Below are 12,739 nucleotides of genomic sequence, written 5' to 3'. Positions count from 1 at the left end.
GGTTTATGCCCTCTCGGCCGGTGATATTGAATATCACGCCAGCCGCACTCCATCTGCCAGACGGGCCTTGACGGCCCGCTGCATGAAGGAGAATTGATATGCGCACCCTGATGATCGCCGTGATGGGCCTGAGCCTGACCGCCGCCACCGTGACCCCTGCCGCCGCCAAACCGCCGCTGCGCGAGGTAGCCGCTATCGATGATGCGCTGCTGGACATGGGCGTGGCCGACATCATCCGCAAAAACTGCCCCGACATCAGCGCGCGCATGTTCCGCGCGGTCAAGATGGCGTGGGATTTGAAAGGCAAGGCCGGCGATCTGGGCTACTCTGACGCCGAGATCGACGCCTATATCGACAGTGACGCTGAAAAAGCACGAATGAAAGCGCGCGGAGCTGCGTTTTTCAAGGCCAAGGGGGTCGATACTTCGGACCCGCAAAGCTATTGTGCGCTTGGACGCGACGAGATTCAAAAATCGAGCCGGATCGGTTCGTTACTGAAGGCAAAGTGAGCTTATGAGCGATATCCGCAAGATCATCATCGACGGTAAAGAAGTCGAAGTCGAAGGGGCGATGACGCTCATTCAGGCCTGCGAGCAGGTCGGCGTCGAGGTGCCGCGTTTCTGTTACCACGAGCGTCTGTCGATCGCCGGTAACTGCCGGATGTGTCTTGTGGAAGTCGTCGGCGGGCCGCCCAAGCCCGCCGCCTCCTGCGCCATGCAGGTGCGCGACCTGCGGCCCGGCCCTGAGGGGCAACCGCCGGTTGTGAAAACCAACTCGCCGATGGTCAAAAAGGCCCGCGAGGGGGTGATGGAGTTCTTGCTCATCAACCACCCGCTGGATTGCCCGATCTGCGATCAAGGCGGTGAGTGTGATCTTCAGGATCAGGCGATGGCCTACGGCGTCGACTTCTCGCGCTACCGCGAGCCTAAGCGCGCGACCGAAGACCTTGATCTCGGCCCGCTGGTCGAGACCCATATGACCCGCTGCATCTCCTGCACCCGCTGCGTGCGCTTCACGACCGAAGTCGCGGGTCAGCATGTCATGGGCCAGACGGGCCGGGGTGAGGATGCGGAGATCACGACCTATCTCGGTTCGCTGATCGACAGCAACCTGTCGGGCAATATCATCGATCTCTGCCCCGTCGGTGCGTTGGTCTCTAAGCCCTACGCCTTTACCGCGCGCCCGTGGGAACTGAGCAAGACCGAGAGCATCGATGTGATGGATGCGCTTGGCTCCAACATCCGCGTGGATACCAAGGGCCGCGAAGTCATGCGTTTTTTGCCGCGCAACCATGACGGCGTGAACGAAGAGTGGATTTCCGACAAGACGCGTTTTGTCTGGGACGGTTTGCGCCGCCAGCGTCTCGACACGCCCTATATCCGCGAAGGTGGCAAACTGCGCAAAGCCTCTTGGCCCGAAGCGTTGAACGCGGCTGCGGCGGCGATGAAGGGCAAGAAGCTGGCTGGTCTGGTCGGTGATCTGGCGTCGGTCGAGGCCGCCTTTGCGCTCAAGCAGTTGATCGAAGGGCAGGGCGGTGTCGTCGAATGCCGCACCGATGGGGCGAAGCTGCCTGCGGGCAACCGTTTTGGCTATGTTGGCAACGCGCGGATCGAAGACTTGGACGATGCCAAGATGATCCAGCTCATTGGCTGCAACCCGGCGGTTGAAGCCCCCGTTCTGAACGCGCGCATCCGCAAGGCGTGGAGCAAGGGTGCCGAGATTGGCCTGATCGGCGAAGCGGCGGATCTGACCTATCCGCATCACCATCTCGGCAATGACCGCGCCACGCTCGACAAGCTGATGGGCAGCGACTTTGACGAAGTGCTGGAACAGCCTTCGGTGGTTGTTGTAGGCCAAGGCGCGCTGCGCGAAGCCGATGGTGCGGCGGTTCTGGCCAAAGCAATGGAACTGGCCGAAAAGACTAAGAGCAAGCTGATGGTTCTGCACACCGCCGCGTCGCGTGTCGGTGCGATGGACATTGGTGCCACGGCTGAGAACGGCATGGACGATGTGAACGCGGCAGAGGTGATCTATAACCTTGGCGCGGATGAGATCGAGATCGGCGAAGGCCCCTTCGTGATCTACCAAGGCAGCCACGGCGACCGAGGCGCGCACCGCGCCGACATCATCCTGCCCGGTGCCGCCTATACCGAAGAAGGCGGGCTGTTTGTGAACACCGAAGGCCGCCCGCAACTGGCTCTGCGCGCTGGTTTCGCACCGGGTGAGGCCAAGGAAAACTGGGCGATTCTCCGGGCGCTCTCGGCTGAGATGGGGGCGCAACTGGGGTATGATTCCATCGCGCAACTGCGGAGCAAGCTGGTGGAGGCCGTACCGCATCTGGCGAATGTCGATGAGGTGCCGGACAACAAGTGGAACGCGCTGCCTGCGGGCAAGCTGGGCGATGCTTCCTTTGCCCCCGCGGTGCGTGACTTCTACCTGTCGAACCCCATCGCACGCGCCAGCCAGTTGATGGCGGAACTGTCGGCCCTGGCCGCCGCGCGCCGCGCCGAGCCGATGGCGGCGGAGTGAGAGCCATGATGCTGGCCCCCTTGATGCTGCTAGCCGCCTGCGAACCGCAGGTGCCGGTGGCCGAGGATTTCATCCCCGACTACAAGGGGGTAGAAACCCAGCTTTTGGACGGGGATCTGGTGCAGTTTAACGTGGCGATGACCAAGGCGCTGTCGAACCAAGACGTGTCGGACTATGCCGAATGCGCCGCCGCGCAATATACGCTGATCCGGGGCTACGGTTTCGCACGTCACGTGCGGACAAATGTCACCGAAGAGGGTGGCATATGGCGGGCAGATGCTGTTTACACGATCTCGCCGAGCCTGCCGAAAGGCTTGAAGACAATTGATGCCGAAGTGACCGCGTTTCAATGCGCGGAACGCGGCATTCCGACGGTGTGAGGACTTATGGCTGATTTCTTTTACAACACCTATCTGGGCATCGGTCTGCTGACGGTCGGGCAGGTGTTGCTGCTGGTGGTGCCGCTTTTGCTGGCGCTGGCCTTCCTCATGTATGCCGACCGCAAGATCTGGGCCGCCGTGATGATGCGCCGTGGCCCCAACGTTGTAGGTGTCTTTGGCCTGCTGCAAAGCTTTGCCGACTTCCTCAAGTATATCGTCAAAGAAGTGGTGGTGCCCGCGGGCGCCGACAAGGGGGTCTTCTTCCTTGCGCCGATGATTTCTTTTGTCATGGCGATGATCGCCTGGGCGGTGATCCCCTTTAACGAAGGCTGGATCCTGTCGGACATCAACGTGGCGATCCTCTATGTCTTTGCCGTCTCCTCGCTCGAGGTTTACGGCGTGATCATGGGTGGTTGGGCGTCGAACTCGAAATATCCTTTCTTGGGCTCGCTGCGCTCTGCCGCGCAGATGATCTCTTATGAGGTCTCAATCGGTCTGATCATCATTGGCGTGATCCTCTCGTCGGGCTCGATGAACTTTAATGCTATCGTGGCGGCACAGGATGGCGACTGGGGGCTGTTCAACTGGTACTTCTTGCCGCATTTCCCGATGCTGATCCTGTTCTTCATCTCGGCACTGGCGGAAACCAACCGGCCACCCTTTGACCTTCCGGAAGCGGAATCGGAACTGGTGGCGGGCTATCAGGTGGAATATTCCTCCACGCCCTTCCTGCTGTTCATGATCGGCGAATTGGTCGCCGTGGTACTGATGTGCGCGCTGGTCTCGCTGATGTTCTTTGGCGGCTGGCTGTCTCCGGTGCCGTTCCTGCCCGATGGCTTCTTCTGGATGTTCATCAAGATGCTGATGGTGTTCTTCATGTTCGCCATGGTGAAGGCCATCACGCCGCGCTACCGCTATGACCAGCTGATGCGGCTGGGTTGGAAAGTCTTCCTGCCGTTCTCGCTCTTCTGGGTGGTCTTCGTGGCCTTTGCTGCAAAATTCGATTGGTTCTGGGGCATCTATGCCCGCTGGACCGTAGGGGGCTGATATGGCGAACACCGACTACACCCGCGCTGCGAAATATTTCCTGCTGGCAGACTACGCCAAGGCGTTCATGCTGGGGATGCGCTATTTCTTTGCGCCGAAAACCACCATCAACTACCCGCATGAGAAGGGGCCGCTGTCGCCCCGTTTCCGCGGGGAGCATGCTTTGCGCCGTTACCCCAATGGCGAAGAGCGTTGCATTGCCTGCAAACTCTGCGAGGCGGTCTGCCCCGCGCAGGCGATCACGATCGACGCCGAAGCGCGCGAAGACGGTTCGCGCCGCACCACGCGTTATGACATTGACATGACCAAATGCATCTACTGTGGTTTCTGTCAGGAAGCCTGCCCGGTGGATGCGATTGTTGAAGGTCCGAACTTCGAATTCTCGACCGAGACCCGCGAAGAGCTGTATTACGACAAGGCGAAACTGCTGGACAACGGCGACCGCTGGGAAGCCGAGATTGCCCGCAACCTCGAAATGGATGCGCCCTACCGATGACTGATCCCAAAAACCCCTTTGATGCGATGATGAAACAGGCGCAGGAAATGGCGAAAGCCTTTCCGGCGATGGATGCCTTTTCGCCCAAGGGGTTTGAGGCGATGATGGGCACCATGCCCAAGGAAATGATGGATTTCTGGTTCGGCGACACGGTCAACAAGGGCGGTCTTGACGCCCGCACCCGGCTGCTGCTGACGCTGGCCGGGCTGACCATGCAGGGCGCGCAGAATGATGTGGGTGTGCGCCAAACCGTGCGCCACGCGCTCGAGGCCGGGGCCACGAAACAACATATCGTCGAGACCATCGGCCAGATGTCGGCCTTTGCCGGCATTCCGGCGATGACCCGCGCGCTGGAACTGGCGCAATCGGTGCTGGACGAGAACAAAGACACCAAGAAGGAAGACGGCGCATGACGGTCTTTTCATTTTACCTCTTCGCGATCAGCGTCATCACCGGCGGGCTGTTCACCGTGATCAGCCGCAACCCGGTGCATTCGGTGCTTTGGTTGATCCTGTCGTTCCTGTCGGCAGCGGGGCTCTTCGTGCTTTTGGGCGCGGAGTTCGTGGCGATGCTGCTGGTGATCGTCTATGTCGGCGCGGTGGCGGTGCTGTTCCTCTTCGTCGTGATGATGCTCGACGTGGATTTCGCTGAGCTGAAGGCCGAGATGGCGCGCTATATGCCGCTGGCCTTGCTGATTGCGCTGGTGATCCTGATGCAGTTCGTCATGGCCTTTGGTGCTTGGGAGCAGAGTGCGGCGGCAGAAAGCCTGCGGGCCAATGCGATTGATCCCGCACGCTTTAACACCGAAGCGCTCGGCCTGCTGCTTTATGATCGTTACTTCCTTTTGTTCCAACTCGCAGGCCTGATCCTGCTGGTCGCGATGATCGGGGCGATTGTGCTCACCCTGCGTCATCGTAAGGACGTGAAACGCCAAGACGTGGTGGCGCAGATGATGCGCGACCCGGCCAAGGCGATGGAACTGCGCGATGTGAAATCGGGGCAGGGGTTGTAAGAGCCGGAATTTTTAAAAAATTCCGGGGCCGTTTTCTTTGAAAGAAAACGGTTTGGTGAAAGTGAAAAGGAGACGGCGTGATGTCTAGAACAACAATCGTAGTGCTTGTGGTGGTGTTGATCGTCGTTTTCGGCGGCTACAGCTTCATGGGCTAAAGCCCGACCCTTCGGTGGCAGCCGGGGGCAAGTGATACTAAAAGCCTCAGATAATGGGGCGCGACCAAAGCCCATCAAGGGGCGGGAACGTAAGGGACGACATGATCGGACTTGAGCATTACCTGACGGTGGCGGCGACGCTGTTTGTCATCGGCATCTTCGGGCTTTTCCTGAACCGCAAGAACGTGATCATCCTGCTGATGAGCATCGAATTGATGCTGCTCGCGGTGAACATCAATCTCGTCGCCTTCTCCAGCTTCCTGGGCGATCTGACGGGGCAGGTGTTTACGCTTTTCGTTTTGACGGTCGCCGCCGCCGAGGCCGCCATTGGTCTCGCCATTCTGGTCTGTTTCTTCCGCAACCGTGGTTCGATCGCGGTGGAAGATGTCAACGTGATGAAGGGCTGAGGCAATGGAAACCACGATCCTATTCGCCCCGCTGGTCGGCGCTATCCTCTGCGGCTTCGGCTGGAAGCTGATCGGTGAGAAAGCCGCTCAGTGGATCGCCACGGGGCTTTTGTTCCTTGTGGCCTTCCTGTCTTGGGTGGTCTTTTTGACACTAGACGGCCCGACTGAGCAGATCCAGATCCTGCGCTTTATTGAGAGCGGCACGCTCAGCACCGATTGGGCGATCCGTATGGACCGTCTGACCGCGATCATGTTGATCGTAATCACCACCGTCTCGAGCCTCGTGCACCTCTACTCCTTCGGCTACATGGCTCATGACGAGAACTTCCGCGATAACGAGAGCTATCGCCCGAGATTCTTCGCCTATCTGTCTTTCTTTACCTTCGCGATGTTGATGCTGGTGACAGCCGACAACCTCGTGCAGATGTTCTTTGGCTGGGAAGGCGTCGGTGTCGCGTCCTACCTGCTGATCGGTTTCTACTTCCGCAAACCGAGCGCGAATGCCGCAGCAATCAAAGCCTTCGTGGTGAACCGGGTAGGGGACTTTGGTTTCCTGCTGGGCATCTTCGGCCTCTATATGCTGACGGATTCGATCCGCTTCGATGACATCTTTGCCGCGGCTCCCGATCTGGCGGAGCAGTCCGTCACATTCCTGTGGAACGACTGGAACGCCGCGAACCTGATCGCCTTCCTGCTCTTCGTCGGCGCGATGGGTAAATCGGCACAGCTCTTCCTGCACACATGGCTGCCCGACGCGATGGAAGGCCCGACCCCGGTGTCGGCGCTGATCCACGCGGCGACCATGGTGACGGCGGGTGTCTTCCTCGTTTGCCGCATGTCGCCAGTGATGGAATTTGCGCCTGAAGCCATGGCCTTTGTCACCGTGATCGGGGCCACCACCGCTTTTGTCGCCGCGACCATCGGTCTGGTGCAGACTGACATCAAACGCGTTATCGCTTATTCGACGATGTCGCAGCTTGGCTATATGTTCGTGGCCGCAGGCGTTGGCATGTATTCGGCGGCGATGTTCCACCTGTTCACGCACGCGTTCTTCAAGGCGATGCTGTTCTTGGGCGCGGGCTCGGTCATCCATGCGATGCACCACGAGCAGGACATGACCAACTACGGGGGTCTGCGCAAAAAGATCCCCTATACCTTCTGGGCGATGATGATCGGCACGCTGGCCATCACCGGTGTCGGCATTCCGCTCACGCATATCGGTTTCGCCGGTTTCCTGTCGAAGGACGCGATTATCGAAAGCGCTTGGGGCGGTGGGTCCATGTATGGCTTCTGGATGCTGGTGATCGCCGCTGCGATGACAAGCTTCTACAGCTGGCGCCTGATGTTCCTGACGTTCTTTGGCAAGCCGCGTGGCAATAAGCATACCCATGAGCACGCGCATGAAAGCCCGATGGTCATGCTGGTGCCCCTTGGCGTCTTGGCGCTTGGTTCGGTCTTTGCCGGGATGGTCTGGTATGGCAGCTTCTTTGGTCATGCGGATGAAGTGGGCGAGTTCTATGGCATTCCGATGGCCGAGATGGCCGCGGACGGTGACGCCCATGTCGAAGGCGCTGAGGACGACCACGGCGCGACAGGTCCGGTTGACGGCGACGAGGGTGCCGGCGCATTGGTCGAAGGCCATCAAGACGCAAGTGCAGCGCATGAAAGCTTTGGCGGTGCGCCAGGCGAGGGCGCGCTTTACTTTGGTCCCGACAACCATGTGCTTGACGACGCGCATGCAGCGCCCGTCTGGGTCAAGGTCTCGCCCTTTATCGCGATGCTGGCCGGTCTGCTCATGGCACTGTGGTTCTACATCTGGAGCCCAACAGTGCCGGGCCGTCTGGCGGCCAACCAGCGTCCGCTTTACCTGTTCCTGAAAAATAAATGGTACTTTGATGAGGTCTACGACGTGATTTTCGTGCGTCCCGCCAAGACAATCGGCCGGTTCCTGTGGAAGCGTGGCGATGGCAATGTGATCGACGGCACGCTGAACGGCCTCGCCATGGGGATCATCCCCTTCTTCACCCGGCTCGCCGGTAAGGCCCAGAGCGGCTACGTCTTCACCTATGCCTTTGCCATGGTGATCGGCATCGCGGTGCTGGTGACTTGGATGACGATGAGCGGAGGAGCGAACTGATGGACACGCATCTGCTCTCAATTATTACCTTCGTTCCGGCCTTTGCTGCGCTGATCCTCGCGGTCTTCCTGCGCGGGGACGATGCGGCTGCCGGGCGCAATGCCAAATGGCTGGCCTTTATCACCACCACGGTCACCTTTGTGATCTCGCTCTTTGTTCTCTTTGAGTTCGACCCGTCCAACACTGACTTCCAGTTCGTGGATGAGGCCGACTGGCTGCTGGGACTGAAGTATCGCCTCGGCGTTGACGGCATCTCAATCCTCTTTGTGATGCTCACCACCTTCATGATGCCGTTGGTCATTGCGGCAAGCTGGAATGTAGAGCACCGCGTCAAAGAATATATGATCGCCTTCCTGCTGCTGGAAACGCTGATGCTCGGCGTTTTCATGGCGCTGGATCTGGTGCTCTTTTACCTGTTCTTCGAGGCCGGTCTGATTCCGATGTTCCTGATCATCGGCATTTGGGGCGGCAAAGAGAGGATCTACGCGAGCTTCAAGTTCTTCCTCTATACCTTCCTCGGCTCGGTGCTGATGCTGGTGGCGATGGTCGCGATGTTCACCGAAGCGGGCACCACCTGTATTGGTGGCTGCGAGATCAGTTTGCTGACGCATAACTTCGCCTCTGACAACTTCGAGTTGCTGGGCATTCAGATCATCGGCGGCATGCAGACCCTGATGTTCCTCGCCTTCTTTGCCAGCTTCGCGGTCAAGATGCCGATGTGGCCCGTCCACACATGGCTGCCCGATGCCCACGTGCAGGCCCCGACTGCGGGTTCCGTGGTGCTGGCCGCGATCCTGCTCAAAATGGGCGGCTACGGCTTCCTGCGCTTCAGCTTGCCGATGTTCCCGGTTGGGTCAGAGGTGCTAACACCGCTGATCTTGTGGATGTCGGCCATTGCCATCGTCTACACATCGCTGGTCGCTTTGGTGCAGCAGGACATGAAAAAGCTGATCGCCTATTCCTCGGTCGCCCACATGGGTTTTGTGACCATGGGTATCTTTGCGGCGAACCAGCAGGGCGTAGATGGCGCGATCTTCCAGATGATCAGCCACGGCTTTATCTCTGCCGCGCTCTTCCTCTGCGTCGGAGTAATCTACGACCGTATGCACACCCGTGACATTGACGCCTATGGCGGTCTGGTGAACCGGATGCCGGCCTACGCGCTCATCTTCCTGCTGTTCACCATGGCCAATGTCGGCCTGCCGGGCACATCGGGTTTCGTAGGTGAATTCCTGACGCTGATGGGCACTTTCCAGGTGAACACTTGGGTGGCGGCTGTGGCGGCGACGGGTGTGATCCTTTCTGCCGGCTATGCCCTCTGGCTCTACCGTCGCGTGGTGATGGGCGATCTGATCAAGGAAAGCCTGAAAGCGATCACCGACATGACCCCCCGCGAAAAGTGGATTTTTGCTCCGCTGGTGGTGATGACCTTGCTGCTCGGCGTCTATCCGGCGCTGGTGCTGGACATGATCGGGCCGTCGGTTACCGCTCTCGTTGAAAATTACGACATGGCGCTGGAGGCGGCTGACACCGCTGTGCAGACCGCCGATGCCTCGCATTAAGAAGGACTTGGCGCATGATTTCCGCTGATCTGAACATCATCCTGCCCGAGATCGTCCTCGCGGTCTTTGCTCTGCTGGGCCTCTTGGCTGCGGTCTATACCAACAAGGACGGGGCCGCCGGGGTTCTGGTCTGGCTGACCGCAGCGCTGATGGTGCTGCTGGCCGGTTGGGTCGCCATGTCCGGCGACGGGTCCACCAACATCGCCTTCCACGGCATGTTCATCGACGATGGCTTTGCACGTTTTGCCAAGGTCGCGATTTTGCTGTCGGCGGCAGCGGTGCTGGTCATGTCCAAAAGCTATATGTCCCTGCGCGGCTTGCTACGGTTCGAGTATCCGATGCTGGTCGCCCTAGCCGTTGTTGGCATGATGATGATGGTCAGCGCGGGCGACCTGATGGCGCTCTACATGGGCTTGGAACTGCAATCACTGGCACTTTACGTCGTGGCCTCGCTGCGCCGCGACTCGGTGAAATCGACCGAAGCGGGCCTGAAGTATTTCGTGCTGGGCGCGCTGAGCTCTGGCCTGCTGCTCTACGGTGCCTCGCTAGTCTATGGCTACGCCGGGACAACGCTCTTTGCCGGGATTATCACCACGGCACAGACGGGCGGCGCGTCGCTCGGGTTGCTCTTTGGTCTGGTGTTCCTGATCTCTGGTCTTGCCTTTAAGGTTTCTGCCGTGCCGTTCCACATGTGGACGCCGGACGTCTATGAAGGCGCCCCGACGCCCATCGCGGCCTTCTTTGCGACCGCGCCTAAGATGGCGGCAATGGCGCTCTTTGCCCGTGTGATGCATGACGCATTTGGCCAGATTGTCAGCGACTGGAGCCAGATCGTGGCGCTGCTGTCGTTGCTGTCCATGTTCTTGGGCGGTGTGGCTGCGATTGGTCAGACCAACATCAAACGTCTGATGGCCTTCTCCTCGATCGCCCACATGGGCTACGCGCTGATGGGCCTCGCCGCAGGCACAGCCTTTGGCGTGCAGGCGATGCTGGTCTATATGGCGATCTATGTGACGATGAACCTCGGCACCTTCGCCTTTATCCTGCTGATGCAGAAAGACGGCGCGCCGATAACTGACATCACCTCGCTGCACATGTATGTCAAGGCCGCACCGGGCCGGGCGCTGGCGATGCTGGTGTTGCTGTTCAGCCTCGCGGGCGTGCCGCCGATGCTGGGGTTCTTTGGCAAGTTCTACGTCCTGCGCGCCGCGTATGATGCGGGGATGACATGGCTCGCCGTGGCCGGTGTGATCGCCAGTGTGATCGGCGCTTACTACTACCTGCGCATCGTTTTCTACATGTACTTCGGTGAAGAGCGTTCCGAGTCGTTGGACAATCAGAATGGCGGCGTCTTGACCGTAGTGCTGATGGCCTCGGCCCTGATCATGGTCGTCGGCGTGGCCAATATGTTCGGCGTTGAGAGCATGGCGGCTGCGGCTGCGGCGTCACTGGTAAACTGAGCCTTGCCGCGCAGGCGCGTAGCATGAGCGGCTGGCCCGCAGGCTATGATCGGCGCGTCTATGACACGCTCGATTCCACCCTTGCCGAGGCGGCGCGGTTACAGCACGAGCTGACTGCGCCGACCTGGATCCTCGCGCTAGAGCAAACCGCAGCGCGGGGCAGGCGGGGGCGCAATTGGTCTACGCCACGTGGCAATTTTGCGGGTACGTTGATCATGCCGCGCAGGGAAGCCCCCGGCGTTGCCGCCTTGCGGTCTTTTGTAACCTCGCTGGCGCTCTACCGCAGCTTTGTTGCGGTGACGGGGCGTGAGGATGCTTTTGCGTTGAAATGGCCGAATGATGTGTTGCTCAAGGGCGGTAAAGTGGCGGGTATTCTGCTGGAAAGCGTCGGCGATCATCTGGCGATTGGCATCGGCGTGAATCTGGCCCACGCGCCTTCCGCCGGGGCCTTGGAAGAGCGCGCTTTGCCTGCTGTGACGCTGCGTGAAGCAGGTGCGCAGGTCGCGCCCGAAGACTTCCTCGACGTGCTTGCGCAAGAATACGCTGGTCTCGAAGAGCAGTTCACGACCTACGGCTTCGCGCCCATCCGCAGCGCTTGGCTGGCCCATGCGGCGCGCTTGGGCGAGGTGATCACGGCGCGCACAATGCGCGATGAAACAGTCGGTGTTTTTGAGGATGTGGATGCCACGGGCAATCTGATCCTGCGCACGTCGGGCGGCCCGGTGCCGATCACGGCGGCGGATGTGTTTTTCTAGACCTGCAAGAGGGGGAAGCGCCATGCTTCTGGCGATTGACTGCGGCAATACCAATACGGTCTTCTCGATCTGGGACGGGACCGAGTTCATCGCGACATGGCGCACCTCCACTGAATGGCAGCGCACGGCGGATCAATACTACGTCTGGCTTAACACGCTGATGCGGCTACAGAATATTGACGCTGACATCACCGATATGATCATCAGCTCCACCGTACCGCGGGTGGTGTTTAACCTGCGCGTGCTGGCGGACCGTTATTTCCACACCCGCCCGCTGGTGGTTGGGAAACCGGGCTGCGACTTGCCGATCGACGTGCGGGTAGATGCGGGCACGCAGGTGGGGCCGGACCGGCTAGTGAACACGGTTGCGGGCTTTGATCTCTATGGCGGTGATCTGATCGTGGTGGACTTCGGCACCGCCACGACCTTTGACGTCGTGGCCGCAGACGGCGCCTATATCGGCGGGGTGATTGCCCCCGGTGTGAACCTCAGCCTAGAGGCGTTGCACAGCGCCGCCGCGGCCCTGCCGCATGTCGATATCTCCAAACCGCAGCAGGTGATCGGGACCAATACGGTGGCCTGCATGCAATCCGGCGTCTTTTGGGGTTATGTCGGGCTGGTTCGTGAGATATGTGACCGGGTAAAGGCGGAACGTGCCAGACCCATGCGCGTTATTGCCACGGGAGGTCTTGCGCCGCTGTTCCAGCAGGCGGTCGACCTGTTTGACGATTATCAAGATGAACTGACGATGCACGGGCTGACCGTGATCCACGACTACAATAAGGACAAAGCTGAATAA

13 protein-coding genes are annotated in these 12,739 nt (G+C 59.8%); all 13 read left to right on the top strand.

The window, feature by feature from the left end; genetic code table 11:
- Positions 1 to 98 precede the first annotated feature (98 nt).
- Positions 99 to 509, top strand: a complete 411-nt coding sequence (locus BLS57_RS03870) for a DUF5333 domain-containing protein (RefSeq protein ID WP_093739399.1) — start codon at positions 99 to 101, stop codon at positions 507 to 509.
- A gap of 4 nt (positions 510 to 513) precedes the next feature.
- Complete coding sequence (gene nuoG, locus BLS57_RS03865) at positions 514 to 2,529, top strand: NADH-quinone oxidoreductase subunit NuoG (protein ID WP_093739397.1); 2,016 nt, start codon at positions 514 to 516, stop codon at positions 2,527 to 2,529.
- Between the two features lie 8 nt (positions 2,530 to 2,537).
- Positions 2,538 to 2,909, top strand: coding sequence for a hypothetical protein (locus tag BLS57_RS03860; protein ID WP_007119502.1), 372 nt, complete (start codon positions 2,538 to 2,540; stop codon positions 2,907 to 2,909).
- 6 nt (positions 2,910 to 2,915) lie between these two features.
- Positions 2,916 to 3,956 carry an NADH-quinone oxidoreductase subunit NuoH gene (gene nuoH / locus BLS57_RS03855; protein WP_093739395.1) on the top strand — a complete coding sequence of 347 codons (1,041 nt, stop codon included), beginning with the start codon at positions 2,916 to 2,918 and terminating at the stop codon, positions 3,954 to 3,956.
- A gap of 1 nt (position 3,957) precedes the next feature.
- Positions 3,958 to 4,452: an NADH-quinone oxidoreductase subunit NuoI gene (gene nuoI, locus BLS57_RS03850; protein ID WP_093739393.1), complete on the top strand. Its 495-nt coding sequence runs from the start codon at positions 3,958 to 3,960 to the stop codon at positions 4,450 to 4,452.
- The gene (locus tag BLS57_RS03845) at positions 4,449 to 4,865 is read left to right on the top strand and encodes a carboxymuconolactone decarboxylase family protein (protein WP_093739391.1); all 417 of its coding nucleotides are present in this window, start codon (positions 4,449 to 4,451) and stop codon (positions 4,863 to 4,865) included. The genes nuoI and BLS57_RS03845 overlap by 4 nt, the downstream gene beginning before the upstream one ends.
- The gene (locus BLS57_RS03840) at positions 4,862 to 5,464 is read left to right on the top strand and encodes an NADH-quinone oxidoreductase subunit J (RefSeq protein ID WP_067630634.1); all 603 of its coding nucleotides are present in this window, start codon (positions 4,862 to 4,864) and stop codon (positions 5,462 to 5,464) included. The genes BLS57_RS03845 and BLS57_RS03840 overlap by 4 nt, the downstream gene beginning before the upstream one ends.
- A 256-nt stretch (positions 5,465 to 5,720) precedes the next feature.
- On the top strand, positions 5,721 to 6,026 hold the full coding sequence (gene nuoK, locus BLS57_RS03835; protein ID WP_007119508.1) for an NADH-quinone oxidoreductase subunit NuoK: 306 nt from the start codon (positions 5,721 to 5,723) through the stop codon (positions 6,024 to 6,026).
- 4 nt (positions 6,027 to 6,030) lie between these two features.
- Positions 6,031 to 8,163, top strand: a complete 2,133-nt coding sequence (gene nuoL, locus BLS57_RS03830) for an NADH-quinone oxidoreductase subunit L (protein WP_093739389.1) — start codon at positions 6,031 to 6,033, stop codon at positions 8,161 to 8,163.
- Positions 8,163 to 9,725, top strand: coding sequence for an NADH-quinone oxidoreductase subunit M (locus BLS57_RS03825; protein ID WP_093739387.1), 1,563 nt, complete (start codon positions 8,163 to 8,165; stop codon positions 9,723 to 9,725). The genes nuoL and BLS57_RS03825 overlap by 1 nt, the downstream gene beginning before the upstream one ends.
- A gap of 14 nt (positions 9,726 to 9,739) precedes the next feature.
- The gene (gene nuoN, locus BLS57_RS03820; RefSeq protein ID WP_093739385.1) at positions 9,740 to 11,185 is read left to right on the top strand and encodes an NADH-quinone oxidoreductase subunit NuoN; all 1,446 of its coding nucleotides are present in this window, start codon (positions 9,740 to 9,742) and stop codon (positions 11,183 to 11,185) included.
- Between the two features lie 23 nt (positions 11,186 to 11,208).
- Positions 11,209 to 11,940 (top strand): biotin--[acetyl-CoA-carboxylase] ligase, encoded by a 732-nt coding sequence (locus tag BLS57_RS03815; RefSeq protein ID WP_093739383.1) that lies wholly within the window; start codon positions 11,209 to 11,211, stop codon positions 11,938 to 11,940.
- Between the two features lie 22 nt (positions 11,941 to 11,962).
- Positions 11,963 to 12,739 (top strand): type III pantothenate kinase, encoded by a 777-nt coding sequence (locus tag BLS57_RS03810; RefSeq protein ID WP_093739381.1) that lies wholly within the window; start codon positions 11,963 to 11,965, stop codon positions 12,737 to 12,739.

This window comes from Sulfitobacter delicatus (assembly GCF_900102535.1).
In the GTDB taxonomy this organism is placed as follows: domain Bacteria; phylum Pseudomonadota; class Alphaproteobacteria; order Rhodobacterales; family Rhodobacteraceae; genus Sulfitobacter; species Sulfitobacter delicatus.
Note: the sequence above shows the minus strand (reverse complement) of the source record. Positions and strands in the feature narration are given on the sequence as shown.

Coding starts and splice junctions, on each gene's coding strand:
- BLS57_RS03860 (WP_007119502.1), top strand. CDS start 2,538: ATGCTGGCCCCCTTGATGCTGCTAGCCGCCTGCGAACCGCAGGTGCCG.
- BLS57_RS03840 (WP_067630634.1), top strand. CDS start 4,862: ATGACGGTCTTTTCATTTTACCTCTTCGCGATCAGCGTCATCACCGGC.
- BLS57_RS03810 (WP_093739381.1), top strand. CDS start 11,963: ATGCTTCTGGCGATTGACTGCGGCAATACCAATACGGTCTTCTCGATC.
- BLS57_RS03825 (WP_093739387.1), top strand. CDS start 8,163: ATGGACACGCATCTGCTCTCAATTATTACCTTCGTTCCGGCCTTTGCT.
- nuoK (WP_007119508.1), top strand. CDS start 5,721: ATGATCGGACTTGAGCATTACCTGACGGTGGCGGCGACGCTGTTTGTC.
- BLS57_RS03845 (WP_093739391.1), top strand. CDS start 4,449: ATGACTGATCCCAAAAACCCCTTTGATGCGATGATGAAACAGGCGCAG.
- nuoI (WP_093739393.1), top strand. CDS start 3,958: ATGGCGAACACCGACTACACCCGCGCTGCGAAATATTTCCTGCTGGCA.
- nuoH (WP_093739395.1), top strand. CDS start 2,916: ATGGCTGATTTCTTTTACAACACCTATCTGGGCATCGGTCTGCTGACG.
- BLS57_RS03815 (WP_093739383.1), top strand. CDS start 11,209: ATGAGCGGCTGGCCCGCAGGCTATGATCGGCGCGTCTATGACACGCTC.
- nuoN (WP_093739385.1), top strand. CDS start 9,740: ATGATTTCCGCTGATCTGAACATCATCCTGCCCGAGATCGTCCTCGCG.
- nuoG (WP_093739397.1), top strand. CDS start 514: ATGAGCGATATCCGCAAGATCATCATCGACGGTAAAGAAGTCGAAGTC.
- nuoL (WP_093739389.1), top strand. CDS start 6,031: ATGGAAACCACGATCCTATTCGCCCCGCTGGTCGGCGCTATCCTCTGC.
- BLS57_RS03870 (WP_093739399.1), top strand. CDS start 99: ATGCGCACCCTGATGATCGCCGTGATGGGCCTGAGCCTGACCGCCGCC.